Source organism: Catalinimonas alkaloidigena (assembly GCF_029504655.1).
Classification (GTDB): domain Bacteria; phylum Bacteroidota; class Bacteroidia; order Cytophagales; family Cyclobacteriaceae; genus Catalinimonas; species Catalinimonas alkaloidigena.
In genome coordinates, this window is the sequence record NZ_JAQFIL010000001.1 from 1751799 (window position 1) to 1777253 (window position 25455).

At 40.2% G+C, this 25455-nt stretch carries 27 protein-coding genes and 1 CRISPR repeat array; of the genes, 23 read left to right on the forward strand and 4 right to left on the reverse strand.

The genetic code is table 11. The features are described 5' to 3' along the window. The first annotated feature begins 1 nt into the window (after position 1). The 9 genes from cas3 to cas2 are packed head-to-tail and all read left to right on the forward strand — an operon-like array spanning position 2 to position 6526. Positions 2–2731 carry a CRISPR-associated helicase Cas3' gene (cas3, locus tag OKW21_RS07470; protein WP_277478795.1) on the forward strand — a complete coding sequence of 910 codons (2730 nt, stop codon included), beginning with the start codon at positions 2–4 and terminating at the stop codon, positions 2729–2731. 19 nt (positions 2732–2750) lie between these two features. Then, on the forward strand, positions 2751–3329 hold the full coding sequence (locus tag OKW21_RS07475; protein ID WP_277478796.1) for a plasmid pRiA4b ORF-3 family protein: 579 nt from the start codon (positions 2751–2753) through the stop codon (positions 3327–3329). Positions 3330–3386: 57 nt separating this feature from the next. Next, on the forward strand, positions 3387–3656 hold the full coding sequence (locus tag OKW21_RS07480) for a DUF433 domain-containing protein (protein ID WP_277478797.1): 270 nt from the start codon (positions 3387–3389) through the stop codon (positions 3654–3656). A 29-nt stretch (positions 3657–3685) separates the two neighbouring features. Further along, entirely contained in the window at positions 3686–3997 is a 312-nt protein-coding gene (locus OKW21_RS07485) for a nucleotidyltransferase domain-containing protein (RefSeq protein ID WP_277478798.1), read from the forward strand. After that, positions 3988–4377 (forward strand): HEPN domain-containing protein, encoded by a 390-nt coding sequence (locus tag OKW21_RS07490; RefSeq protein ID WP_277478799.1) that lies wholly within the window; start codon positions 3988–3990, stop codon positions 4375–4377. The genes OKW21_RS07485 and OKW21_RS07490 overlap by 10 nt, the downstream gene beginning before the upstream one ends. Positions 4378–4406: 29 nt before the next feature. Continuing rightward, entirely contained in the window at positions 4407–4898 is a 492-nt protein-coding gene (gene cas4, locus OKW21_RS07495) for a CRISPR-associated protein Cas4 (protein WP_277487629.1), read from the forward strand. A gap of 52 nt (positions 4899–4950) precedes the next feature. Next, positions 4951–5157 (forward strand): hypothetical protein, encoded by a 207-nt coding sequence (locus OKW21_RS07500; RefSeq protein WP_277478800.1) that lies wholly within the window; start codon positions 4951–4953, stop codon positions 5155–5157. Between the two features lie 52 nt (positions 5158–5209). Continuing rightward, complete coding sequence (gene cas1b / locus OKW21_RS07505) at positions 5210–6214, forward strand: type I-B CRISPR-associated endonuclease Cas1b (protein ID WP_277478801.1); 1005 nt, start codon at positions 5210–5212, stop codon at positions 6212–6214. Positions 6215–6265: 51 nt separating this feature from the next. Then, on the forward strand, positions 6266–6526 hold the full coding sequence (gene cas2, locus OKW21_RS07510; protein ID WP_277478802.1) for a CRISPR-associated endonuclease Cas2: 261 nt from the start codon (positions 6266–6268) through the stop codon (positions 6524–6526). Positions 6527–6737: 211 nt separating this feature from the next. Continuing rightward, positions 6738–8810: a CRISPR direct-repeat array (repeat unit 30 nt; unit sequence CTCTTAATCGCACCATACTGGAATTGAAAT). 130 nt (positions 8811–8940) lie between these two features. Here the strand turns inward: cas2 and OKW21_RS07515 are convergent. After that, the gene (locus OKW21_RS07515; protein ID WP_277478775.1) at positions 8941–9792 is read right to left on the reverse strand and encodes an HARBI1 family protein; all 852 of its coding nucleotides are present in this window, start codon (positions 9790–9792) and stop codon (positions 8941–8943) included. Between the two features lie 262 nt (positions 9793–10054). Between OKW21_RS07515 and OKW21_RS07520 the strand changes: the two genes are divergently transcribed. From OKW21_RS07520 to OKW21_RS07565, 10 genes are all read left to right on the forward strand, one after another. Beyond that, the gene (locus OKW21_RS07520) at positions 10055–10651 is read left to right on the forward strand and encodes a TetR/AcrR family transcriptional regulator (RefSeq protein WP_277478803.1); all 597 of its coding nucleotides are present in this window, start codon (positions 10055–10057) and stop codon (positions 10649–10651) included. Next, a complete protein-coding gene (locus tag OKW21_RS07525) occupies positions 10648–11787 on the forward strand; it encodes a hypothetical protein (protein WP_277478804.1) in 1140 nt (379 codons plus the stop codon). Before OKW21_RS07520 ends, OKW21_RS07525 begins: the two co-directional genes overlap by 4 nt. 6 nt (positions 11788–11793) lie before the next feature. Further along, positions 11794–12498 carry an ABC transporter ATP-binding protein gene (locus OKW21_RS07530; RefSeq protein WP_277478805.1) on the forward strand — a complete coding sequence of 235 codons (705 nt, stop codon included), beginning with the start codon at positions 11794–11796 and terminating at the stop codon, positions 12496–12498. Positions 12499–12503: 5 nt separating this feature from the next. After that, on the forward strand, positions 12504–13070 hold the full coding sequence (locus OKW21_RS07535) for an ABC transporter permease family protein (RefSeq protein WP_277478806.1): 567 nt from the start codon (positions 12504–12506) through the stop codon (positions 13068–13070). Between the two features lie 24 nt (positions 13071–13094). Beyond that, entirely contained in the window at positions 13095–13661 is a 567-nt protein-coding gene (locus tag OKW21_RS07540; RefSeq protein ID WP_277478807.1) for an ABC transporter permease, read from the forward strand. Further along, a complete protein-coding gene (locus OKW21_RS07545; protein WP_277478808.1) occupies positions 13658–14932 on the forward strand; it encodes an ABC transporter permease in 1275 nt (424 codons plus the stop codon). Before OKW21_RS07540 ends, OKW21_RS07545 begins: the two co-directional genes overlap by 4 nt. 65 nt (positions 14933–14997) lie before the next feature. Then, a complete protein-coding gene (locus OKW21_RS07550) occupies positions 14998–15732 on the forward strand; it encodes an outer membrane lipoprotein-sorting protein (RefSeq protein ID WP_277478809.1) in 735 nt (244 codons plus the stop codon). Positions 15733–16194: 462 nt separating this feature from the next. Next, entirely contained in the window at positions 16195–16755 is a 561-nt protein-coding gene (locus OKW21_RS07555) for a helix-turn-helix domain-containing protein (protein ID WP_277487631.1), read from the forward strand. 439 nt (positions 16756–17194) lie between these two features. Further along, entirely contained in the window at positions 17195–17548 is a 354-nt protein-coding gene (locus OKW21_RS07560) for a cupin domain-containing protein (RefSeq protein ID WP_277478810.1), read from the forward strand. An 84-nt stretch (positions 17549–17632) separates the two neighbouring features. Further along, on the forward strand, positions 17633–17830 hold the full coding sequence (locus OKW21_RS07565) for a hypothetical protein (RefSeq protein ID WP_277478811.1): 198 nt from the start codon (positions 17633–17635) through the stop codon (positions 17828–17830). Positions 17831–18518: 688 nt separating this feature from the next. On the opposite strand, the gene groL is transcribed toward OKW21_RS07565, so the two are convergent. Further along, positions 18519–20141: a chaperonin GroEL gene (groL, locus tag OKW21_RS07570; protein ID WP_277478812.1), complete on the reverse strand. Its 1623-nt coding sequence runs from the start codon at positions 20139–20141 to the stop codon at positions 18519–18521. 436 nt (positions 20142–20577) lie between these two features. Continuing rightward, positions 20578–20799: a hypothetical protein gene (locus OKW21_RS07575; RefSeq protein ID WP_277478813.1), complete on the reverse strand. Its 222-nt coding sequence runs from the start codon at positions 20797–20799 to the stop codon at positions 20578–20580. 281 nt (positions 20800–21080) lie between these two features. On the opposite strand from OKW21_RS07575, the gene OKW21_RS07580 reads away from it, so the two are divergent. From OKW21_RS07580 to OKW21_RS07595, 4 genes are all read left to right on the forward strand, one after another. After that, entirely contained in the window at positions 21081–21746 is a 666-nt protein-coding gene (locus OKW21_RS07580) for a sll1863 family stress response protein (protein WP_277478814.1), read from the forward strand. A gap of 48 nt (positions 21747–21794) precedes the next feature. Further along, positions 21795–22445 carry a porin family protein gene (locus OKW21_RS07585; protein ID WP_277478815.1) on the forward strand — a complete coding sequence of 217 codons (651 nt, stop codon included), beginning with the start codon at positions 21795–21797 and terminating at the stop codon, positions 22443–22445. A gap of 168 nt (positions 22446–22613) precedes the next feature. Next, a complete protein-coding gene (locus OKW21_RS07590) occupies positions 22614–22766 on the forward strand; it encodes a lmo0937 family membrane protein (RefSeq protein WP_277478816.1) in 153 nt (50 codons plus the stop codon). A 193-nt stretch (positions 22767–22959) separates the two neighbouring features. Beyond that, entirely contained in the window at positions 22960–24432 is a 1473-nt protein-coding gene (locus OKW21_RS07595; protein ID WP_277478817.1) for a glycoside hydrolase family 130 protein, read from the forward strand. Here OKW21_RS07595 and OKW21_RS07600 read toward each other — a convergent pair. Next, entirely contained in the window at positions 24424–25428 is a 1005-nt protein-coding gene (locus OKW21_RS07600; RefSeq protein WP_277478818.1) for a glycosyltransferase family 4 protein, read from the reverse strand. The genes OKW21_RS07595 and OKW21_RS07600 overlap by 9 nt on opposite strands. Positions 25429–25455 lie beyond the last annotated feature (27 nt).

Sequence of the window (25455 nt, forward strand, 5' to 3'; positions counted from 1 at the left end):
AATGGCATCTCTTAATGAAGGAGAGCCTTTGTTGCGTACATTAAAAGACAGAGATAAATATTATGCACATACGCATATAAGCAAGCCTTATGAAACACTTGATCAGCACTTAAAGCTTGTAGTTAGATATTTTCTGAAGCTCATAGAAGAGCACCATTTAGAACCCATAATTGATGCATTGATACTTGACGGTATACCTGAAAATATTACTAATAAGGAAAAGGTGGGTAACTATATCAAAGAGGCATTCTTTCTAACAATATTGTATCATGACTTCGGCAAAATAAATCATCTTTTCCAGGAAAAAAAGATGAAAAATTCCAGAGGTGACTTTGAAATCGTAGAACATAAAGTTGATTCACAGCACTCTATCATAAGTGCTTACATCTATCTTATGCATGTCTTGGACAATGACTTTCTAGAATATAACGATATAGAACAGACTTTCACAGATGCGATCATCTCAAGTTTTGCCTATCCAATTGTAAAACACCATGCTAAATACCTTGATTCCGTTCTAGATATAGATTTTGATAGCCAAGAGAACCTCTTCTATAAATACTTAAAGCTTTTTGAAAAAGATATGCCTCAAAATGTAGAGGTACTACATGAGATAGTAACTGATATAGAGACCTCTTTTAAACAGTTTGATAATTTAAAGGTAAACCATTTTAATTTTTATGCCTTACTAAAACTAAACTTTTCTCTCCTTACAGCTTCTGATTATTACGCTACGGGAGAATATATGCAAGACTTAAAGGTAGATGATTTTGGCTTGGTAAAAGGAAAGTTAAGAGAAAAAGTCATCCAAAACTTTAAACATATCAAATCCTACAACAAAAATCTTTTTGAGAAAACAGAGCTACTCAAAAATATTTCTTTTGAAGATTTACAGGAGCAGAGCAATAATAATTTAAATCTACTCCGGCAAAAATTAGCAGCCCAAGTTCTGACCAGTTTACGGCTCTATTCAGATGATCATTTATTTTATTTAGAAGCACCTACAGGAGCTGGAAAAACAAATGTTTCGTTGGCATGTGCCATAGAGTTACTGGAAAGTAATGAAAGATTGAACAAGATTTTTTATGTCTTTCCATTTACAACCTTAGTAACACAGACTTTTGAGGCAATAAAAGGAAGCCTTGCTATTGATAATGAGTATATTATTCAATTGCACTCAAAGTCAGGTTTTCATCAAAAAAATGAGGAGGTTAATGATGGAAATTATGGAGAAAAAAGATTGAATTTTATTAACAACCATTTTGTCAACTACCCTATCACATTACTGACTCATATCAAGTTTTTTGATATACTAAAAGGTAACAGTAAGGAGACTAACTACATTTTTCATCGCTTAGCTAATTCAATTGTAATCATTGATGAACTACAATCTTACAATCCTAAACATTGGGATAAGGTCATATACTTTCTGAGCAACTATGCAAAATTGTTCAATATGAAAATCATACTGATGTCAGCGACATTACCTAAGATAGACAACCTGTTGGAAAAAAATTCACCAATGAAAGGAAAGGTAAAATACCTCATCAGTCCTGAAAGTAAGACCAAGTTTTTTCAAAACAGCAATTTTGCGGGCCGGGTATCTTTTGATTACAGTATATTAGATAAATATAATTGGAAAAGACCCAATGGTGAGGCTCAAAAGGAAAAGTTTTTACAAGACTTGGTGGAAAAGATATTTATAGAGAGCGAAAAGTATGCATCAACCAATAAACAAAAAGTCAAATCCGTTAGATCTTTAGTAGAATTTATCACAAAAAAAACTGCTTCTAAAGTTTTAAAAATGCTGCAAACAGATAGGCGCTTTAACGACTATAAGCTGTATCTGATTTCCGGTGAAATTTTAGACCCAAGGAGAAGGCAAATAATTAATGCCATCAAAGCGAATCAAGATGATAAGGTTATTCTAGTTACCACACAAGTAGTGGAAGCTGGGGTAGACATTGATATGGATTTAGGTTTTAAAGACCGATCATTGATTGACAGTGATGAACAATTGGCCGGGCGAGTCAACCGTAATGCAAGTAAAAGTAATTGTAAAGTTTTCTTATTTGATTATGATACTACATCATTTATCTACAAAGGTGATAAACGCTTAGATGTGGGTTCTATGTATCAAAGAGAGGTTTACAAAAACATTCTTGAAAGCAAAGATTTTGACACCAATTTTTATGAGATAGTTAAAACCGAAATCATAAGCCTAAATCAAGCCGAGGCAGTGCAGAATTTCTCAGATTACTTTCAGCATTTTAAGCGGTTTAGGTTTAGGGACATCAACACTAATTTCAAGTTAATAGAACAAGAAAATGAAAGTATTTTTGTCCCGCTTATCATCCCGATAGACCATTTCTCATCTGAAGACCAAAAAGTAGCATCATATTTTTGTGTACCTAATATTGAGAATGAAAACGGAGTACTATATATTGATGGAAAGGATGTTTGGTCAAAATATGTAGATATAGTTACAGAAAATCAAGAAAGAAACAATGACTATTTTTCTAATCAAACCCAACTTAAGCAGATATATGGTTTACTAGCTAAATTTATGTTCTCTGCTTTTTCAAATCAGGTAAAGGAACTTTCAACTTATTTTGATTTGGAAGTTTCTGAACAATATGGAATTAGGTATATGAGCCACTGGAAGAAAATTTACTCCTATGAAAAGGGGATTGATGTTGATATGTTAGAAAGAGGAGACATATTTTTATAGCTTAAAAACAAAAAACACGATGGCCTATCAATTCAAGATCAAGCTGGAAGGGACGAGCAAGCCGCCGGTATGGCGTAAGTTGCTGGTGCCGGAACATTATACTTTCGCGGAACTGCACATGGCCATACAGGGAGCTTTTAGTTGGGAGAATGCCCACCTCTTCCGCTTTCACGATGGCTACGGTGGCAACATCAAAATTGGCATTCCTTACGATGATGGTTTTGGTGAGGCCATGGATGAGGATGCTGAAAAGATCAAAATCAGTAGCCTGTTTGTGCAGGAGAAACAAAAGCTGCAATACCAATATGATTTTGGGGACAGTTGGGAGCATTTGATTACGCTGGAGAAGATTATTGATGAGAAGATCATGCAGGCCCGTTGCCTGGCAGGTAAGGGTGCCTGTCCTCCGGAAGACTGCGGTGGTATCTGGGGCTACTATGCTCTGGTAGAGGCAGTCAATGATCGCACGGCGAACCGTCCGGAAAATACTGAGCATGAAGATATGCGGGACTGGCTGGGCATGGAAGAAGATGAAGATTGGGATGTGCATGCTTTTGACCTGGACGAAACCAATGCACGTATGCTGGCTTATTTGTAAAATGATCTTCCGTGACCTTTCATACGTTTATGCTTATATTGTAGCAAATATGATCCAATGACAGATTACAGAAAATATATCACCATTAATCCCGATCAGCGAAGTGGCCAGCCTTGTATTAGAGGCCGCCATGGCAATGGTCCCGGCGGGGAACCGCACCGTGTTAAAAGTTTACGCATTACAGTGTATGATGTGCTCAGTTACCTGGCTGCCGGAGATAGTATTGAGGAAATTCTGGAGCATTTTCCAATGCTCACCAAAGATGATGTGCTGGCATGCCTGGCTTTTGCCGCAGATGCTGAAAAGAGATTTCAACCCAATGCTTAGTATTTCGGTATCCTAAACTCATTTGAAAAATGAAGATACACAACAATATTCCCCAACAGGTAAAAGAAGCAGTTCTGGCCCTGGATTCAGAGGCTGAAGTAGTGCTGTTTGGCTCTCAGGCCAGAGGCGATAGCCATGAGGAATCGGATTGGGATTTTTTGATTATCAGCGATAAACTTGCTCAAAAAGAAGAAAAAAGAAGGCTCAGAAGCGTATTGCTAGACATGGAACTTCAGGATGAGGTCATTATCTCCCAAATTGTCATGACTCCTAATGAATGGAAAAGATCTACCGGCATGCCTTTGTATGAAGAGATTACAAATGAAGGTCAATGGGTGTAGATAAAGAAGAATATATTCGGTACAGAATCAGTCGCTCAGAAGAAGCTCTAGATGAAGCCCAAATTATGGCCGAAAACAAGCACTGGAATACTGCCATCAATAGACTATATTATTCATGCTACTATATTGTGGATGCATTGCTAAGAAAAAATGATATCAAGCATAAAACACATGCCGGTACTAGAAATCAGTTTCACCTCTATTTTGGTAAAACAGGATTGGTAGATCGTGAATTGCTACAGTATTATGCCAACATCTTTCAGGACCGGCAGGAAAGTGACTATGGAGAAATAGTGCATTACACACAGGAAGATGTGGATTATCTGATGCCTAAGGCACAATCCTTTCATCTAGCTATCAAACGGCTTATTCTTGAGTAATAAATTCATGCTTCTAACCCCCCACCCATATCAACTACTTTCATGTATGCCAGTGTAAACTCTGGCTGTTTCATCATGGCATCCGCATGGAGCATAGTTCTGATATGGTGACAGAGGGTAGGCTGATCCACGAGACCAGCTATCCTCAGAGAGCAGCCAAGTATACAGAGCTAGAGTTGCCCGGAGCCAAGATTGACTACTATGATGCCAAAAATAAGACCGTACATGAGGTAAAAAAGTCGGACAAGGTAGAAGAAGCGCATATCGCTCAGGTACAGTATTACCTCTACCTGCTGGAAGAAGCGGGTATTGAAAACCCTCAGGGAGTGATAGAATATCCTAAGCTACGCCAAACCCAGCAGGTCGTATTGGATGATCAGGTAAGAGCAAACATCCGAAAATGGATGGCTGACATAGAAAGTATCATTGCTCAGGCGCAGTGCCCACCGGTGATCAATAGCCGAATCTGCAAAAGATGTAGCTATTATGACTTCTGCTATGTAGCAGAAAGCGAAGCATGAATAAGCAAGCTGTGTATTTCGTTTGTATATTGTACAACCAAAGAAAACAGAGATGACTAAGATTACCATAGAAGTACATAATGAAGAGGATAAAAGGCTTTTGATAGATTTGCTGCATAGGATGAACCTCAAATATGAATCTGTTGAAAAGGAGCAGGACGATCTTATCAGCATAATTGACAAGGGGGGAGATGGAAAAAGCATCAAAAATCCTGTAGCCTGGCAGAGAAATGAGCGAAAACATAGAAGACTTCTTTAGCATTAAACAAATATTGCTGTATTCCCCAACTTCAAATCCAGAACTCTAATCGTTGGAAAAGACCTTTTACCTCTTTAATCCCGGCAGGCTCAGCCGCAAAGACAATACCCTGAAGTTTGTACCCGTAGATGAAAACGGAAAAGAAGGACAGGCTCGTTACTTGCCGGTAGAAACAGTTGGACAGCTATTTGTATTTGGTAGTCTGGATACCAACAGTGCATTGTATAATTTCCTGGGCAAGCAACAGGTCAGCGTCCATTTTTTTGACTATTACGAACACTATACCGGGTCTTTTTACCCCAAAGAATACCTACAGGCAGGTAAGATGCAGGTTTGCCAGACACTGCATTATGCTGATCCCCACAAGAGGCAGCGCATCGCTAAAAAGCTGGTGGATGGAGCCGCTTTTAACATGCTGCGCAACCTGAAGTACTATCAAAGCAGGGGTAAAGACTTGGAACAACAGATTGAAGGAATTACACTGCTACAACAGAGTATCCCTATAACCGATGATATCCCTATGCTGATGGGCATAGAAGGAAACATACGGCAGGTTTATTATACTGCTTTTGATAAAATTCTCAACGATTTTAACATGGGAGGACGCAGCAAGCAGCCTCCACAGAATGAAGTAAACGCCTTGATTTCCTTTGGGAATATGCTCTGTTATACTGCCTGCCTGGATCAGATCTACCATACCCAGCTTAATCCAACGGTCAGCTTTCTGCATGAGCCGGGTACCAGACGATTTTCATTGGCCCTGGATCTGGCAGAGATATTCAAACCATTGTTGGTAGACAGAACTATCTTTAAACTGCTCAACAAAAAAGTGTTGCAGTCCAGAGATTTTGATGATAAACTGAACAGGGTAGTGCTGAAAGAAGCGGGTAAAAAGAAATTGATAGAAGCCTGGGAGGAGCGTTTGAAAGAAACGATTAAACACCGAGCCCTTAAAAAAAGTGTAAGTTATAAGCATCTGATTAAACTGGAATGCCATAAAGTGGCAAAACATGTCATGGATATGCAGGGCTATGAACCTTTCAAAGCCTGGTGGTAAAGATATTCATGACAAGAAGTACTTTGACATATTGGAATAAACCTTAAAGCTATGTACATCATTTTAGTCTATGACGTAGGACAAAAAAGAGTAGGTAAAATGCTAAAGCTGTGCCGCAGGTACCTGAGCTGGATTCAGAATTCTGTGTTAGAAGGTGAACTGACTGAGGTACAGCTTAAGCAACTCAAAGCAGAAGCTAAAGATCTCATGGAAAAAGAAGACAGCCTGATTATTTTCAGTAGCAGGAACGAGCGTTGGCTGGACAAAGAAGTAATAGGAGAAGAAAAGAGTTCTACCGGTCAGATACTCTGAAACTGTCGTCGTATTAGGGTTAATTCGGATGACTAGTAGCAAAAATAGTATAGGCCAAAAGCTAAGTATTTCAAAATGAGCTGTTTAATATGGTCGTCGGATCCCGGGTAAAATCGTAGTATCGAGGGTAGACGACAGCTTAAGGGTTAGATAGAGCTTCTAAAATTGGAATACAGGCAGATTTGGTCTATTATTATACCCAGAGCCACGGCTCTTAATCGCACCATACTGGAATTGAAATTGGTTTTATAAAATGGTGTCTGACATAATTGACGCCTCTTAATCGCACCATACTGGAATTGAAATTGAACTTCTTTTTTTCTTTCTTATGACCGGCCTTCTCTTAATCGCACCATACTGGAATTGAAATGAAATAAATGTTCTTTCCCCCCTTATTGATTTAAACTCTTAATCGCACCATACTGGAATTGAAATATCCTGGTAATCATTTGTTATATCAATGCCGGCATCTCTTAATCGCACCATACTGGAATTGAAATCGTACATCAATAGTCATCAAAGTCATCAAATTTCCTCTCTTAATCGCACCATACTGGAATTGAAATCAGTCTTTTCCTAATTTTTGTAAAACTCTAATAGATACTCTTAATCGCACCATACTGGAATTGAAATACAGTTGGCCGCTAATATGAACGTGGACGAAAAGAAACTCTTAATCGCACCATACTGGAATTGAAATCATAAAAGTTTTTTTCTTACTCGTGTAATGTTTATACTCTTAATCGCACCATACTGGAATTGAAATGCAATTAAAAGGAAAGGAGCAAGTAAAAGGCCGAAACGCTCTTAATCGCACCATACTGGAATTGAAATTTTCTGAACTGATAAGCACTACCACCGTTCAATCCTTCTCTTAATCGCACCATACTGGAATTGAAATTTAATAAGACTGGTAATAGTAGCAACGGGAGCCTCAACTCTTAATCGCACCATACTGGAATTGAAATTTGGTAGGGCTATTGAAGAGTTGCTAGGCCCGGCACTCTTAATCGCACCATACTGGAATTGAAATTTGCCGTTCCCCTTGATGTGTACATGGATGTAGAAACTCTTAATCGCACCATACTGGAATTGAAATATGCTTGTATATAGCTCTCCAACACGCAGTTGCTAACTCTTAATCGCACCATACTGGAATTGAAATAAGCGAGCTAAGCGACGAATTAGGCTTTCTTACGTCCTCTTAATCGCACCATACTGGAATTGAAATCAAGATGAAGACACAAGATGGCAGAAAACCTTCCACTCTTAATCGCACCATACTGGAATTGAAATCAAGATGAAGACACAAGATGGCAGAAAACCTTCCACTCTTAATCGCACCATACTGGAATTGAAATATTATTTTTGCGGATTCGTATGAGCTGATTTTTGAACTCTTAATCGCACCATACTGGAATTGAAATCCAGGTAGACCGCCCTCTATCGGCAAAGTAGCGTACCTCTTAATCGCACCATACTGGAATTGAAATCGAAATTCCAATCCACATCACCTGAATCCTGAAGCCCTCTTAATCGCACCATACTGGAATTGAAATAGAGGTTTTAAGGTTAACATTGATGCTCTGGCAGACTCTTAATCGCACCATACTGGAATTGAAATGGATTTACAATTGCGCTTATCTTCCTATTGACTCCTCTCTTAATCGCACCATACTGGAATTGAAATAACGAACGCTGTCTCTTACCTTCTCATCATCGGCTACTCTTAATCGCACCATACTGGAATTGAAATAAACTGAGGAGTTGTGTTAAATGCATCAGCGAGACAACTCTTAATCGCACCATACTGGAATTGAAATGGAGGTAATGTTGCTTTTATTGAAATTCAGATCAGCTCTTAATCGCACCATACTGGAATTGAAATACCTCAAGCGTTTCGGTAAGATCATTTTCATGTGCCTCTTAATCGCACCATACTGGAATTGAAATCACCTGATGTGCATGGCCCTCATGAGCTGGACGATGCTCTTAATCGCACCATACTGGAATTGAAATGCCGTTCACCGACACCTCATCTGTTATATTACCTGCTCTTAATCGCACCATACTGGAATTGAAATAAACTGAGGAGTTGTGTTAAATGCATCAGCGAGACAACTCTTAATCGCACCATACTGGAATTGAAATAGTAATAGAGGCGCTGAGTTTGGTGAGGAATTTTTTCTCTTAATCGCACCATACTGGAATTGAAATCAGTAAGCGATGCCATGCGCTTCATTGCCTACCACTTCTCTTAATCGCACCATACTGGCATTGAAATTTTTTGAATTTGATTATTTGTCGGTAGGAGAAGCACAATATGTCTTTATAACATTATAAGACAGTATACCGAACTGGTAATTCTCCCCGAAACTTATTGAATATCAATAGAGTTTATTACGGTTAGTTTTTTATGTAGCCCAGCGCTGACATCTGAGGTTGTGCAATCCACAGGCGATATACATCATCCTATCCCTTTTCTGCCATCCGTGTATTCTGACCTGATTCCTAATAATTTTTAGTCTTTTTACTCCAGCAATAGCATGCTCCACCTTAACCCTAATACTTGCAATGAGTGTATTCAGCTCTTTTTGGAAGTTGGAAAGTTCTTTTCCTTTGGGCTTCTTCTCAGGCATGTAAACTTCTACGCCTTCTGCCTTAAGGCCCAGGAAACCCAAGTCCACCCATAGACTATGCCATCGCTCGGCGATCCGATGGTCAGGAAACTTAAGTTCTGCCTGATCATACATGGATTTATCATGTACGCTACCTTCAAAAGTTTCTCCTAAGTAAATAAGCTCTCCTTCAAGGTTGGCAATCAACAGATTTTTCAAAGTATGGCACCCTTTTTTTCCGCTATAGTGATCTTTCTGAACTTGGTAATCTGGTGAACGGCCTATCCTGCGTTCCACTACATCCATAAACATAACCAATTCAACGTAGGCATAGAGGAAATTATAGAACTTATTCACTTCACGATGGGGCATTTTACCCATTTTCTTTAAAGCTTCTTCAAGTAAAAAAGATAGCTGATTTACCCATAAACTAACTTTTCCCTGACTCATAGAGAACATCACTCCATGGTATGCTTGGTTGGGATTTTCTTTCATGTAGCTAAGAATAAAAAGTAACTTATTGACCGGACCGGTCAAACTACTGTCACTTCGTTCCTGATAGCGTACCATCTTGCGACGTTGCCCTTTCATATCGTGATGACGATAATGTTCTTCAACTATTGGCGCAAAATGGTATAATAAATCCATGAATTCCTTTTGGCTTAAGCCAGTTATTGCGTTAAATTGTATAGGGCTGTTCAGTAAGCTGTTTGTTTTTGTCATAATTAATTGACAGCGAATAGCCCTTTTTCATTCCCCTGTAAAATCAACCGTAATATTCTCTAATTATTTCAGGCAAAGCCCAATATCTCAGGTATAAAACGTAATATTAATATGTATACGATTTTTGTTAAAATAAAACAAATTCGTAACTTTAAACGTATATAGTATTGTATTCAAAAATAAGTATATGATCGAGCAGATAGATTCACCCAAGGCACTACAGATTAAAGACACTGCCAAAACCTTATTCTGGAAGCACGGTATCCGCCGGGTAACGGTGGAAGAAATTTGCCAGGAAGCAGGCGTGAGCAAAATGACCTTTTACCGGATGTTTGATAACAAAATTGAACTGGCCAAAGCGGTGCTGGATGAAGTGGTGGAAAGTTCATTAGAGAAATACCGAAAGATCATGGGGCAAGACACCCCTTTCGCTGAAAAGATCAGGCAGATGGTACTACTCAAACTGGAAGGCACCGAAGCGATTAGTCAGGAACTGATCATGGATATCTACAAAAATGAAGTGACCGAGCTGATTGATTTTATGGCCGAAAAAAGAAAGCAAGGCATGGAGGCTACTTTACAGTTTTTTGCCCAGGGACAAAAAGAAGGGGCATTAAGAAAGGACGTCAAACCGGAGTTTATCATGCATATGATCAACCAAATCAATGATATGGCTACGGATGAGAAACTGCTGGCAATGTACGACAGCCCCCAGGATTTGATCATGGAACTAACCAACTTTTTCTTCTATGGGATTTCATCTGCCGATGAAAAAAAATCATGAAAAGACCGGCCATTATATTATTTGCGATAGCGCTCTTCTTTGCTTTTACAGCAAATGCCCAGAATAAATTTGAGTTTAACGGGCAGGCACAAAGCTGGATGAACTATAGCAGTGGCAATGACCTGGAGATAGGGATGGGGCTGCGTTACATCCCGGAATTTAACTACAGCATACCGCTGGAAAATGAAGGGCTGATAGACTTTAAGGCTTCGCCCAACATGGTAGCTTCGCTCAATTTCCATCCTTTTGATACTGCCAACACTGATGCTGATTTATCACCCTACCGGGCCTGGGCACGCTATTCTACTAACCAACTGGAACTTCGTTTGGGACTGCAAAAAATCAGCTTTGGTTCGGCTTCCGTGCTTCGTCCGCTGATGTGGTTTGACCAGATAGACCCCCGTGACCCATTGCAGTTGACCAATGGCGTTTGGGGCGCTTTGGGAAGGTATTATTTTCTCAACAATGCCAACATCTGGCTGTGGGTACTGTATGGCAATGAAAATGTTAAAGGCTGGGAAAGGGTAGAAACCTACGAGCAACACCCTGAGTTTGGCGGCCGTATCCAGTATCCTGTTTCTAAAGGGGAAGTTGCGCTCTCTTATCATCACCGCACCGCTGATTCGCGCAGTCTGGGGGTGGAAAATTTAGCCTACGCCCAGATACCTGAAGACCGGATTGGGCTGGATGGAAAATGGGACATCGTTGTGGGCTTCTGGTTTGAAGGTTCCTGGACGCATAAAAGTAAAGACGTGGGGATTTACACCAACCAAACCCTGCTGAATGTCGGAACGGATTACACCTTTGGTATAGGCAATGGCTTGAATGTGGTGGCCGAGCAGCTCATGATCTCTCTGGACAAAGATGCTTTTGCTTTTGACAATACCAGCATGCTTAGCGGGATTTCAGCCTCTTACCCCAGTGGACTTTTTGACAATATAAGTGCGGTATTTTATTATGACTGGACCGGTAGTAATCTTTATAGCACTATCAACTGGCAGCGGGATTACAATAAGTTTTCTGTCTATCTGATGGCTTTTTCTAACCCGGTGAGCGGTGCGTCTATCCAGCAAAATGAGCTGGTCAACCCACTGGCAGGCAGGGGTATACAAATTATGTTAGTTTATAATCATTAATCCATCATGCAAGAGCACATCATTACGATAGAAAATCTCACTAAACGCTTTCCTGTCGGGAAAGGTGAGTTTACTGCCTTGAAAGACATCAATTTACAGTTTGGCAAAGGGGAGTTCGCCGGTTTGGTAGGCCCCAGTGGCTCGGGCAAAACTACTTTGCTCAACATCATCGGCTCGCTGGATAGTCCCACCGAAGGAGAGGCTATTGTTTTAGGCAAATCTATTTCAAGCTTGAGCCACAAAGAGTCGGCCCAGCTTCGTAATCATAACATCGGCTTTATCTTTCAGGAGTATCATCTGCTGCCGGTATATACGGTATATGAGAACGTAGAATTTTCCCTGCTTCTTCAAAAGATGGTCGCCTCAGAACGCAAGAAAGCAGTGATGGAAGCACTGGAATGGGTAGGTTTGACCGATAAAGTGGATTCCAAACCCGCTAATCTGTCGGGAGGTGAGAGTCAGCGGGTAGCCATTGCCCGGGCGATGGTCAAGCGACCGGCGATTTTGCTGGCGGATGAGCCTTCGGCCAACCTGGATGCCAAGAATGCCCACAACATTTTGCAACTGATGAAAAAGCTGAATGAGGAGCTGGAAACAACTTTCATCTTCTCTACCCACGACGAAAAGGTGATGCAGTACCTGGACCGGATTATCTCATTGGCAGATGGGAAAGTGGTGAAGGATGAATTAGTAGAACACGCAAACGCATAGAACTTATGCTTACGTTCAGATTAGCTTTAAAAAATTTACTGGGAGCAGGGATGCGTACCTGGCTCAATGTAGCCGTGCTATCCTTTGCCTATGTGATCATCATCTTCTACAATGGGCTTATTGACGGCTGGAACGAACAGGCACGGAGGGACAGCATCCAATGGGAATATGGCCAGGGACAAGTCTGGCATCAGGATTATGACCCTTATGATCCTTTTACTTTACAAGACGCCCACGGAAAGCTGCCTGAGAAAGCTGATACGGAAAATCTTGTTCCGGTACTGATCACCCAAGGTTCCATCTATCCGCAAGGCAGGATGCTATCCATTCAAATCAAAGGCATCCCCACTGATCAATCATTGCTGGAATTGCCCACCGCTGCCTTAGACACTTCCTCCAATGCGCTTCCTGCTTTGATTGGTAAACGTATGGCCAATGCAGCCAAGCTCAAGCAAGGCGATCAGGTACTCATCCGCTGGCGAGACAAGAATGGTACTTACGATGCCCGCGAGATTCTCATTGCCCAAATCTTTGATTCTAATGTGCCCAACATTGATAACGGTCAGGTATGACTTTCTTTACAGGCCTTGCAGGAGATGACCGGACTGGAAGATCAGGCCACGTTATTGGTAGCCGAAGAAGGGTATGAACAGGCTTCGCTGAATGGCTGGACATTCAAAAGCCAGGATGATCTGCTGGAAAATATTGATGCCATTATCCAGTCCAAGAAAGCCAGCGGAGCGATTATGTATGGTTTGTTGCTCAGCATCGCACTGCTTGCCATCTTTGACACACAGGTACTTTCTATCTTCCGCAGACAGAAAGAAATCGGTACCTATATCGCCCTGGGCATGACGCGCTTGCAGGTGATGGCTTTGTTCACCATAGAAGGAGGTGTCAATAGTTTATTGGCTACTATAGTAGGTTCATTGTATGGTATTCCATTGTTATTATACTTGTCCAATACCGGCTTTGCCATGCCTGAGGCTACCGACAGCTATGGTTTGTCTATTGCGGAGCGCATTTATCCGGCCTATAGCTTTGCACTGATTCTGGGAACAATTGCCTTGGTCGTTATTTCCGCCACCATCGTAAGCTTCCTGCCTTCACGTAAGATCGCTAAAATGAACCCAACGCTCGCACTTAAAGGAAAATTACAATGATCAAGTTCTTATTCAAAGGCGTATGGCGCGATGCCAGCCGAAGCCGTCTTCCCATCATTATCGTAAGCATCGGGGTGTTTTTGACCATTGTCATGTCGGCTTTTGTCACTGGGGTGATGGGGGATATGGTAGATACCAATGCCCGCTTTACCACCGGTCACGTCAAGGTGATGACCCGGGCCTATGCTGAAAATTCAGATCAGTTGCCCAATGACCTGGCTTTGATCGGAGTAGATTCTGTTGAAGATGCTTTGAAAGCTAAGTACCCCAATATGCAATGGGTACAGCGTATCCGCTTTGGCGGCCTGATGGATGTGCCTGATGATACTGGTGAAACCCGTGCCCAGGGCCCGGTCAGTGGACTGGCAGTTGAACTGTTTAACAAAAATAGTGGTGAGCAAACAAGGCTCAACATAAAAGAGTCCCTCCGCAGTGGAAAGGTGCCCAGTAAGTCCGGCGAAATATTGATCAGTGATGAACTGGCCACCAAACTGGATATACAACTAGGTGACGAAATCACTTTCTTCGGTACCACCATGTACGGCAGTATGACTTTTAAGAATTTTACGGTTGCTGGCACACTTGCTTTTGGCAGTACCGCCCTGGACCGGGGTGGGATCATCATAGATATACAGGATGCCCGCGAAGCTTTGAACATGGAGGATGCTACCGGCGAACTGCTGGGTTACTTCAATGATGGACAGTATGATGACGAAAGGGCACAGCAGGTAGCACAAAGTTTTAACCAAAAATATGAAGGCTCAAAAGACGAATTCGCTCCGGTCATGCTGCGCCTCAAGGAGCAAAACCAGTTGGCCAGCATGATAGATTATACCGATAACATGACCGCGATACTGGTAGGTATATTTATATTCGCCATGTCTATTGTGTTGTGGAACACCGGCTTGCTGGGAGGCTTGAGACGTTACTCAGAGTTTGGCGTAAGGCTGGCTTTAGGTGAGCCCAAAGGCCATATCTACCGTACCCTCATTTACGAATCAGTCCTGATCGGAATCATTGGTTCTGTGGTAGGAACAGCAGTGGGCCTGGGCGTAGCGTTCTACTTACAGGAAAATGGCCTGGACTTTAGCGAAATGATGGAATCTGTCTCCATGATGATGCCTACTACCTACCGTGCCCGCATTACAGCTTCTACTTTATATATAGGTTTCATTCCCGGCTTGTTTTCTATGGTCTTAGGCCAGGCGCTGTCAGGCATTGGCGTATACAAAAGAGATACCGCTCAGCTTTTTAAAGAACTTGAAGTTTAACAAAGAAATGTTGAATGTTTAATGAGATCAGTTCATACAAAATTCAACCCTAAAAACTTATAGAAATGAAATATATCATATCAGTAATTATCGCAAGCATGTTTTGGTTTCAGGGAGAGTATCCTGATGCGAATCAAATTCTGGAAAAAGTAGATCAGAACATGATCTCCAAAAACCAGGTGTACGAATCCAAAATGACAGTGCATGGCCGCAGAAGTGACCGCGTCATTACTTCCAAAGGCTGGACACAGGGTGATGAAAAAGCCTTGACTGAATACCTCTCTCCGGCCAGGGAAGAAGGCACCAAAATGCTCAAGCTGGAAGATCAGCTCTGGATCTATTCCCCCAGTTCCGACCGTACTATTTTGATTTCCGGGCACATGCTCCGCCAGTCAGTAATGGGTTCTGACTTGTCATACGAAGATATGATGGAAGACCGCAAGCTACAGGAAATCTATACTGCCCAAGTAACTGGCGAGGAGGACGTTGACGGAAGAAAAACCTGGGTGATGGAATTAGAAGCGAAAGTAGACGATGCCGCTTATCAAAACCGCAAGATATGGGTAGACCAGGAACGCTTCGTTCCTCTCAAAGAAGAACTGTATGCCAAAAGCGGTCAGTTGCTCAAGAAAACCACCATGCAAGATGTAGCGCAAATAGACGGTCGCTGGTACCCTAAGACTGTGGTGTACAAAGACATGCTCAAAGAAGGGGAGGGGACTGAATTTACCCTAGTTGAAGTCAAATTTGACCAGGATATACCGGAATATATTTTCTCCAAAGCCGCGCTGAAGAGGTGAATACTGCAAATGATTGTAGGCTTGGATGCCTCTAGACAGTTAATTATGTGATATGAGGAATCTAGTATATTAATAAAAACAAACCATACAAAATTGTAGTGAGTAAAGAATAATGGATGGGAAGAGTTTCTTGTTAGTACTCAAACCTTGGATCTCAACTTTTTTCAAGATTTCACTGTTGCGGACGATCGTTCAGCAAATTGATAATCAGTTTTTTATACACTTTCCTATAACCCTATAGCTAATTCAAGCTCCTTAACATGCAAGCGATTATTTCACCATATTCTTATAGCAGAAAGCATAGCAATAAATATAGAGTAGGAGAGCTGCTATGCCCAGACAATTTTCACATTAGTTTCTGGAAAAGATAAATCCCTACAACTTGATCTCACTTTTCTTATTTTAAATCAGTATACATGATTTAATCTTGCGGTAATTCTGTTGTTAGTAAAACATAGAATGATGAAACTCTATATCAAATATATGGTCAGCCTGCGATGCAAGATGATAGTGAAGGAGGAATTGAACAAACTAGGGCTTCATTTTATAATCGTAGATCTGGGCATGGTTGAGATTCTGGAGGATATTAGCAACGAACAGCGTGAGCAATTGAAAAAAAATCTACTTAAGTCAGGTTTAGAGTTGCTGGATGATAAAAAAAGTATCCTGATAGAAAAGATCAAAAATGTGATCATTGAGATGATCCATTATTCAGAAGCATTGCCCAAAGTGAATTATTCAGATTATATCAGTGAAAAACTAGATTATGACTATACCTATCTTGCCAATACTTTTTCGGAGGTAAAGGGCATTACGATTCAACAGTTTATCATCATGCATAAAATTGAGAGGGTAAAAGAACTGCTGTTATATGAAGAACTTAATCTTACGGAAATATCTTTTCAGCTGCATTACAGTAGTGTTGCGCATTTGTCTAACCAGTTTAAGAAAATTACTGGCCTTACCCCTTCTTATTATAAGAAACTAAAGCAAAAGCGGAAGCGTAACCTGGAAGACCTGTGATATATATAACAATCTTCAAATGATATGTAATGTTCCATAGCAAAAATAAAAGCACTTTTACAGTTAACCAAAGTACTACCTCATCGTGTAAACCTGGAAATTATGGAAATTATACATAGCAAAATAAGTGAATTATTTAAAGTGCCCAAGAGTTGGAAAAAGCCTTTGAAAATAAGCAAGAGAGATTTATTGATTCAAGATAATGACCAAAATGAATCTGAAGAACACGCACATATAAGTCACCAAAAGATTAGGCTTTATAGAATGCGGGAAAATGTAACTATCAGTGTCAATAAAGATAGCATAACATAGGTAATTTGGCTTTGATTGGAGAACGTAGTATTTAAAAGATAGTACGCATATAATTCATGGCAAAGTAAAGGATAAGCTTTCTACAGCTGCCCTTTTAAAATAATGAGACTCTTTTACTACAGAACCATTGGAACATCCAGAACAGGAAAAAGCAAAAGTCTTTATCATTGTTGAAATCATAGAATACATTCCTAATTCAGTGGTAATAAAAACAATCATAAAAAAGACAACCGGTAACGTTACAGCCGTTTCATTTGACTCCGGTGAGGCATTGACCGATAAAATATCTCCTTTTGATACTTTCATCCAGGTGATTGATGGAAAGGCAGAAGTTGTCATTGATGGTAAGTCTAACATTTTGGAGACAGGGCAGTCTATCATCATTCCGGCACACTCGCCTAATACCATTAAAGCTAATGTGAGGTTTAAAATGATATCCACCATCATTAAAAGTGGCTACGATGAAGTGGGGCTAAGCTAAATTCTCTCCATCTGAGTGTCATTTAATGGTCAATAACAAAACGAAAGAAGGTAACATAGCTTCATTTCCTAAAATACCAGAAGGATGAAAAAAAGTATTACTGACAATCTATATAAAGAAGGGCAGGCAGTTTGTGCCATAAATGCCCCTTTGGAGAGGCTTGTGATCAGACGATATGTGGATAGGATCTATTACTGCATGTTTCTAGATGATCCTGAACGAAAGGAACTGGCTCTTTTTGAAAGAGAACTGACTTCTAAAGTGCCTAAACTCAAGGCATAAAAGCACTCAGCATAGGAGTGGGAGAAGTTTGTAAATAATTTTTAAAGACTGAACATGAACAGAAGCTGGAGAGAACTAAAAGTGATGCTCAAATGGAGATATCCTCATCTTAAAGAAAAAGACTTTGCTTTTAAGGAAGGTAAAAAAGAGAGTATGCTTGTCAAACTTGCCGTCCGAATTAAAATGACCCGATCAGATTTAGATTTGCTTTTAAGCAAATTGCAACATTATTAGGCCGATAGATATTGCCTGGTTTTCATAAAAAAACACTTTAATCAATTGAATGGTGTTCATTTCTGCATTCATTACTGGAATGCAAAAGTCATGATTAGAGTATGTTTAAAAATTCTCTTTTCAGCTTTGATTGACTCCAAACATTATCCACAATTGTGACTAAACCCTTGGCCACAGTACTCCAGGGTGATTTTTACAACAGTCTTAATGATACGGGCCTCCGAAGTTAGCAGCAAAGGCTCTCCAACAGCATAAGAAAGATGATGGCAAAACTGTAGAGGAAATAATCCATATCAGTAATGGAAAAAAGGGGCATCACTAATAGCGGAAGAATCCCCCCTACGGTAAATGTAAATATAGTTTCTGAAGCGAAAGCTGCCTGCAAGAGTTTAGCTTCTCTTTGAAGAAAGTAACACAGCCTTAGTATCTCTATCAGGATTGCTGGTTATAGCCATTAATATCTTCCATCAAAAGCAGGCGCATCAATTTCTCCGTCATTCTGATACTTTTCAAAAATTATACATTCTGTGATGAGCATCAATCCCGCAATGGAGGCCGCATTCTCTAGTGCAATTCTGGTTACCTTTGTGGGATCAATAACCCCTGATGCATATAAATTTTCATACTTTTCATTCTGTGCATTAAACCCATAATCACCCTGACCTGATTTGACCTTTTCAATAATTACTGAGCCACTAAGCCCTGCATTACGAACGATTTGTCTTAAGGGCTCTTCCAGTACTTTTTTGACAATGTTTATCCCGGTGTTTTGATCTTCGTTTTCTCCTTTCAAGTTTTCAAGAACGGCAATGGATCTGATATAGGCCACACCACCACCTGGAACTATCCCTTCTTCAACAGCTGCTTTTGTGGCACTCAGTGCATCATCTACCCGGTCTTTCTTTTCTTTCATTTCTACTTCAGTAGCAGCGCCAATATATAATACTGCCACTCCGCCGGATAATTTTGCCACTCTCTCTTGAAGCTTCTCATTGTCGTAATCAGAAGATGTGTTTTCCATCTGTGCTTTCAACTGACCAACTCTTGCAGCAATTTTATCTTTTGTGCCCCGGCCATTGATCAATGTAGTGGTATCTTTGTCAACAATTACTTTTTCAACCTTTCCCAAGCTATCAAGCTCAGTACTTTCCAGTTTTAAACCGGTATCTCCCGAGATGACGGTTCCACCTACAAGTATGGCAACGTCTTCCAGCATTTCTTTTCTACGGTCACCAAAACCAGGAGCTTTGATCGCTGATACCTTCAGTAAACCTCTGAGTTTATTAATTACTAAGGTAGACAGGGCATCTCCTTCTATATCTTCGGCAATGATGAGAAGTGGATTTCCAGACTGTGATACCTTTTCAAGGACGGGAAGCAAGTCTTTAATACTGGAAATTTTTTTGTCATAGAGTAAGATATAAGGGTTTTCCAGCTCACCTTCCATTTTCTCAGCATTGGTCACAAAATAGGGAGACAGGTATCCTCTATCCAGTTGCATCCCTTCCACTATTTTGACAGTGGTGTTCATTCCTTTAGCTTCTTCTACGGTGATCACTCCCTCTTTTCCTACTTTCTGTACTGCTTCTGTAATGAGTTTGCCAATAGTAGCATCTCCATTGGCAGAGATGGTCGCTATCTGATGAATTAACTGAAAATCGTCTCCAACCTGTTGGGACTGTTTTTTCAGATTCATGATCACTTCAGCTACTGCTTTGTCTATGCCTCTTTTCAGGTCCATGGGATTTGCACCGGCTGTTACATTTTTAAGACCAACGGTAAATATGGCCTGAGCCAATATCGTGGCGGTGGTCGTGCCATCACCCGCCAGCTCAGCAGTTTTTGAAGCCACTTCTTTGACCATTTGAGCACCCATGTTCCTGGAGGGGTTCTTTAGCTCTATTACTTTAGCTACCGTCACGCCATCTTTGGTGATGGTGGGAGCGCCAAAATGATTGCCAAGTATCACATTTCGCCCCTTAGGACCTAAGGTTACTCTTACTGTATCAGCCAGGGCATCTATCCCTGCTTTCAGAGCATCTCTTGCTTCTTTTCCGAAAATTAATTGTTTTGACATTTTGTCGTTCTTAATTGCTTTTTACTTATCTGATAACTGAATACCGAAAATGAGTCTTATTAGGATAATGAGTATTGTGATGCCCAACAGTACGAACACAAAACTGATAAAGTTGAACCTCCAAAAAAATAATACTTCATATTACGATCAGTAAGCCTGAAATGACATAAAGTAAATTTTTCAAGATGGTTATGAATTTAATTCACATGATAACAATTCATCTTAATGGATTATTTAAAGTAATTTAATCCGTTTGGTACTACATTACATACTTCATAAAAATACTTACATTTATCTCACATTTTCAGACCTTATTCCCTGACAAACTGCGATAGGTCAACTAAATCAATAGCTTATATCATGATTCGTTTTGGGCAGAAAAGGGAATGCCTGCCGGTTACGTTTTTCTTAAATGATTTCCAACTATGCTTATTCGTTAGGATGCATTTACCTTAAACCTATTAAAGGTTTTGAATTGAGATCTGAGTGACTCAAGATACTCTTCAAAACCCCCTGCATGTATACCTTTCCTTTGATCCCTAAGAAACAAAGGAGTTTCGCTCAATTGCTCATAATGCTCAGGAAATTCTTTTTGGATCTTTGCGGTGATCGTCAGAATCTCAGCCATGAGTCTCTGCTGTGTTGATACCTTTTTCATATGTTTCTACAGTCGCGTAGTGCTTATTTGTTGTATGAATTAAGCCTTGCCGTTATTTGGGTAATGTATCAATATCTACACGATGGTAGTTTACATTTTTATTAAAATGATTTACATGAATCCCACTTTGTCCTAAAATCCAAAAGGAATAAACTTTTGAGATTGCCAGCCCTTCCCATCCTATATGTGAATGATGTAACTAATTGATATAGATATGTAACACTTATGAGTATTAAGATGAGCACATTTGAGGTGTGAAAATTTAATTCACACAGACAATCATGAAAAACACTAAAAGATTTCAAGAGAAGTGGCAGACAGTTAAAAAGAGGATCAAGAAAAAAATTGATCTACTATCCCTAAACAATGTATGGATAAAGGAGGGCGGTAGGGATGAAATATCAGATAATTTATGGACTGTACCTGACAGGACAAAAAGAAAAGTGCATAAACTTGTTCAAGAGGTATATCCTACAACTCCCAAGTCTATGCAATTACAACCCATTCAAAACAGAAAAATGAAAAAATCAATATTTATACTGGCAACATCCACTTTAATGACAGCTTCAATCTTCATTGGCTGTGATGGACCTGCCACCAGTACAGAGAGTAGCCAGATGATGATGAATGATACCATCAAGTCCAATGAAGCCCATATGGCGGACATGAAAAGTTACAGAAAAGAGTCAGCCATGAAACTTGCAGCTTATGACCAGGAGATAAAAGCTTATAAAGCTAAAATGGAAAACAAAAAGCAGGAAAATAAAGCTGATTATGAAAAAAAAGTAGCTGCTCTTGAACAGCAAAACAGAGACCTGAAAAAGAAAATGAACAGCTATACAGAAGAAGGAAAAGAAAAATGGGACACTTTCAAAACTGAAATGAATAAGGATATGGATGAATTAGGTAAAGCCCTAAATGACTCAAGCCTTGTTAAATTACAGTAAGCCAAAATTCATGAAAGTGCAAAAATTCACAGTCTACGCTTTACAAAAATGAAAAAGATAATATTCATGTTCGTAGTCATGACTTTCCTGGCTTACCAAAGCAATGCCCAGGAACAGGAAGACAGAACCATAAAACAAGAAAGGATTTTGTTTGGCCTTAAAGCAGGCACGAATTACTCTAATGTCTATGACACCAAAGGGGAAGCATTTGATGCAAAGGGTAAAATTGGTTTTGTGGCAGGAGCATTTTTAGCAGTTCCTTTGGGTAAAATGATAGGTTTTCAGCCGGAAATCTTATTTTCCCAAAAAGGGTTTAAGGCAGATGGCGACCTTTTTGGCACTTCATACTCACTTAAGCGAACTACCTCTTACCTGGATATCCCACTATTGTTTGCCGTAAAACCCGTGGGGTTTCTAACGCTATTGGCCGGCCCCCAGTACTCTTACCTGTTGAATCAGAAATATGATTTTGTCAATGCAAGCTCTAGTATTGAACAGGAGGAAGCGTTTATCAATGATGACATTCGTAAGAATACCCTGGCGTTTCTGGCGGGAGTGGATGTTAACCTGGAACATATAGTAGTAGGGGCAAGAGTAGGATGGGATATCTCAAATAATAGGGGAGATGGTTCAAGTACCACGCCCCGATACAGAAACACCTGGATACAGACCACCCTGGGCTATAGATTCTATTATTAACCTTAGTCAAAAAGTGTCTAAATACACTTAATAGCTGTACGTAAGTAGATTTATGAGATGTGCTTTACAAAGGCAGGTCTCATTTTCCTTTAGCTTACAACTGACCAGTTTTCAAGCATTTCTTTTTAAGACATCTTCAATTTTTCAATTCATATCAATATCAAAATTATGGGAAACTTACTTTATCTCATCGCAGTCATCCTGGTAATAGCCTGGTTAATAGGGTTTATTGGTTACAGTGTGGGTAGTTTTATACATATTCTCTTAGTGATTGCTGTAATTGCCATCATATTCAGGCTCATTCAGGGAAGACGCATCTGAATTCTTGGTTCTTAATCCCTCCGGATGAAGTTGATTACTTAATGAGTTAATAGCTCTTTCCTTTTATATATAGCTTAAAGATTAAATCATTTTTATCTGACTTCAGGAAATAGTTGTACAACTCATAGCATAAAAAAGTGTACCTTCTATCATATATCATACTTACACTATTTTCTGAATTCTTCTTCCCCTTATGAGACTCACCATTGAACGAAAAGACTTAAAAGTTTACCCTGATCCAAAGCGTGTGATTGCACGTTTCTTTTTTAATGGGGATGTACGTGCCAGGCAACTTATACAAAAAGTGATGGAACTCAGTGAGCAGGAGGTATTTGAAATCACCTCTCCCATTCTTCAGGAATTTTCTAAAAGACATAGGAACATCACCAAAGTATTGATCCGCCATGCCAGTCGTTTAAAGTATCTTTTAAAATCTATGGAAATAGAGTATGATGATATTGAGCTCAACAGGAGATTATTAATCGGTACTTTTTTTACCCATGAGTATTCTATAGAGTCAGCGGCATTTTTTAATCCTTCCATAGTAGAAGATCCCGACCAGACCGAATTAGAAGAGGGGCAGAAACGCGTTATTATGAGTTTTAGAGCAGTAGGAGAAGGTCATATCTCTTCTATTGCCTTTCGTAGAGCTTTACTTGATCAAGAAAATAACATTGTGGTGAACGCTGTAGGTAACTATGTGGATGAAGCGGATATTATCCACAGTGCTGCCTATCAAAAGAAATTGTTTTTTGATAATGAGTTTAGTGGCCAGATAGACAAAAGAATATTAAAAGAAGTAGGAAATCATCTGGAAGAACACTTTGACTATAATAGGCTTAAATCACTAATCAACGATAAGGTAAGTGCGAACACAAACGAGCAAATAAAGCTGGAATACGAAAAAGTATTGTGGCTAGCTGACGCTTATTATGAAATTACCTTTTCCATGGATACCGACATCTCTGACCGGGTAATCTTTCCTATATCAGAATTTGAGCGAAAAGGCATTGAAGATGCACGTTTTGTGAGATTTACCGAAGATGATGGAAGTATAGTATACTTTGCCACTTATACGGCTTATGATGGGGAAATCATAGTGCCTAAACTTTTAAAGACACACGATTTTTACAACTTCAAGATAATGCCATTGTATGGTGCGGGGACACAGAATAAAAACTTTGCCCTCTTTCCCAGAAAGATCAACGGAAAATTTGTTATGGCTTCCCGTAATGATGGTTGGAATAACTATATCATGTATTCGGATAACATCAACTTATGGAAAAATCCTATACAGATACAGGCTCCTAAATACCCCTGGGAATTTATTCAGGTTGGTAATTGCGGCTCACCCATTGAAACTGAGTATGGCTGGTTGCTGATGACACATGGGGTAGGGCCGATGCGCAGATACTGTATAGGAGCAAGTCTATTACAATTAGACGATCCCACCATAGAAATAGGCCATTTGGATGAACCCTTATTGATTCCTAATAAAGATGAAAGGGAAGGCTATGTTCCGAACGTGCTGTATTCATGCGGTTCTATTGTCCACAATGGACAGCTGATCATTCCCTATGGACTGTCTGATTACTGCTCTTCCTTTGCTACGGTAGATCTCAATGCTTTGGTGGATAAACTGTATAATAAAGCTGCATCACCATAAAATTTGCTGGTACAGCGCCATATAATCATCCACCATTCTTTTCTGTGAAAACTGAGATACTGCCCATACCCGGCAGTTGAAACGGCTAATGTCACTGAGTTGATGTACTGCCTCAACTGCTTCACTTACATTTTCAACCAGGAAACCTGTCTTTTCATGACGGATCAGTTCAGGCATAGCTCCTTTGTTAAAAGCGATGACGGGTGTACCACAAAGCATGGCTTCGGCTACGCTCAGACCAAAAGGCTCGTTAAAACAGATGGGGTGTAACAGGGCAGAAGCCTTGCCCAGAAGTTCGTTTCTCTTCTCAGGTCCGGCAGCCCCTAAAAATGTAATCTGATCTCCTAAAAAAGGCTTTACTTTCTCATCAAAATAAGCTTGATCCTGGATGATACCCGCAATGAGCAGTGCTTTTTTGCTCTGCCTGGCAATCTCAATGGCTTCAGCAGTACCTTTGTCAGGGTGAATACGCCCGAAAAACAACAGGTAATCTTCCGGAGATTCTGTAAACTCAAAATCATCTACCCTAAGTCCATTATAGACAGTACCTATATAGTGAATACCAGAATAACGGTCTGCATTACTAATTGATACATAATGATTGCTCGCATTGTATTTTTGGTAAACAGGGATTATCCTGGGTGAGGAAAATCCATGAATGGTGGTTAGCATAGGCGTAGCAATGAGCCCGGAGTAGGATAGCGGTAAAAAGTCAAAATGGTTGTGAATAATATCAAACTGCTTGGCTTTTTCCATCAGGTTACTGATGTGCAGGCATTCTGCCACTTTAGCATCCTGGGTGCGATCTTCTTCATAACCTTTGTCAATCACCGATTCCAGTTTTCCTGAGGTAATGCTGTCAGCAGTAGCAAAAAGAGTCACATCCATGTCAGCATTTACCAGCCCTTCAGCTACATTGGAAGCTACCTGCTCCCAGGGCCCGTAATGACGGGGTGGTGTACGCCATGCCACAGGAGATAATATCGCTACTTTCATCTATTTATAATTTTGGTTTTATCAGTC

What these genes read in the sequence shown, in the direction of transcription:
- cas3 (WP_277478795.1), top strand. Translation starts at nt 2, where the DNA reads ATGGCATCTCTTAATGAAGGAGAGCCTTTGTTGCGTACATTAAAAGAC.
- OKW21_RS07475 (WP_277478796.1), top strand. Translation starts at nt 2,751, where the DNA reads ATGGCCTATCAATTCAAGATCAAGCTGGAAGGGACGAGCAAGCCGCCG.
- OKW21_RS07480 (WP_277478797.1), top strand. Translation starts at nt 3,387, where the DNA reads ATGACAGATTACAGAAAATATATCACCATTAATCCCGATCAGCGAAGT.
- OKW21_RS07485 (WP_277478798.1), top strand. Translation starts at nt 3,686, where the DNA reads ATGAAGATACACAACAATATTCCCCAACAGGTAAAAGAAGCAGTTCTG.
- OKW21_RS07490 (WP_277478799.1), top strand. Translation starts at nt 3,988, where the DNA reads ATGGGTGTAGATAAAGAAGAATATATTCGGTACAGAATCAGTCGCTCA.
- OKW21_RS07500 (WP_277478800.1), top strand. Translation starts at nt 4,951, where the DNA reads ATGACTAAGATTACCATAGAAGTACATAATGAAGAGGATAAAAGGCTT.
- cas2 (WP_277478802.1), top strand. Translation starts at nt 6,266, where the DNA reads ATGTACATCATTTTAGTCTATGACGTAGGACAAAAAAGAGTAGGTAAA.
- OKW21_RS07515 (WP_277478775.1), bottom strand. Translation starts at nt 9,792, where the DNA reads ATGGATTTATTATACCATTTTGCGCCAATAGTTGAAGAACATTATCGT.
- OKW21_RS07520 (WP_277478803.1), top strand. Translation starts at nt 10,055, where the DNA reads ATGATCGAGCAGATAGATTCACCCAAGGCACTACAGATTAAAGACACT.
- OKW21_RS07525 (WP_277478804.1), top strand. Translation starts at nt 10,648, where the DNA reads ATGAAAAGACCGGCCATTATATTATTTGCGATAGCGCTCTTCTTTGCT.
- OKW21_RS07530 (WP_277478805.1), top strand. Translation starts at nt 11,794, where the DNA reads ATGCAAGAGCACATCATTACGATAGAAAATCTCACTAAACGCTTTCCT.
- OKW21_RS07535 (WP_277478806.1), top strand. Translation starts at nt 12,504, where the DNA reads ATGCTTACGTTCAGATTAGCTTTAAAAAATTTACTGGGAGCAGGGATG.
- OKW21_RS07540 (WP_277478807.1), top strand. Translation starts at nt 13,095, where the DNA reads ATGACCGGACTGGAAGATCAGGCCACGTTATTGGTAGCCGAAGAAGGG.
- OKW21_RS07545 (WP_277478808.1), top strand. Translation starts at nt 13,658, where the DNA reads ATGATCAAGTTCTTATTCAAAGGCGTATGGCGCGATGCCAGCCGAAGC.
- OKW21_RS07550 (WP_277478809.1), top strand. Translation starts at nt 14,998, where the DNA reads ATGAAATATATCATATCAGTAATTATCGCAAGCATGTTTTGGTTTCAG.
- OKW21_RS07555 (WP_277487631.1), top strand. Translation starts at nt 16,195, where the DNA reads ATGAAACTCTATATCAAATATATGGTCAGCCTGCGATGCAAGATGATA.
- OKW21_RS07565 (WP_277478811.1), top strand. Translation starts at nt 17,633, where the DNA reads ATGAAAAAAAGTATTACTGACAATCTATATAAAGAAGGGCAGGCAGTT.
- groL (WP_277478812.1), bottom strand. Translation starts at nt 20,141, where the DNA reads ATGTCAAAACAATTAATTTTCGGAAAAGAAGCAAGAGATGCTCTGAAA.
- OKW21_RS07575 (WP_277478813.1), bottom strand. Translation starts at nt 20,799, where the DNA reads ATGAAAAAGGTATCAACACAGCAGAGACTCATGGCTGAGATTCTGACG.
- OKW21_RS07580 (WP_277478814.1), top strand. Translation starts at nt 21,081, where the DNA reads ATGAAAAACACTAAAAGATTTCAAGAGAAGTGGCAGACAGTTAAAAAG.
- OKW21_RS07585 (WP_277478815.1), top strand. Translation starts at nt 21,795, where the DNA reads ATGAAAAAGATAATATTCATGTTCGTAGTCATGACTTTCCTGGCTTAC.
- OKW21_RS07590 (WP_277478816.1), top strand. Translation starts at nt 22,614, where the DNA reads ATGGGAAACTTACTTTATCTCATCGCAGTCATCCTGGTAATAGCCTGG.
- OKW21_RS07595 (WP_277478817.1), top strand. Translation starts at nt 22,960, where the DNA reads ATGAGACTCACCATTGAACGAAAAGACTTAAAAGTTTACCCTGATCCA.
- OKW21_RS07600 (WP_277478818.1), bottom strand. Translation starts at nt 25,428, where the DNA reads ATGAAAGTAGCGATATTATCTCCTGTGGCATGGCGTACACCACCCCGT.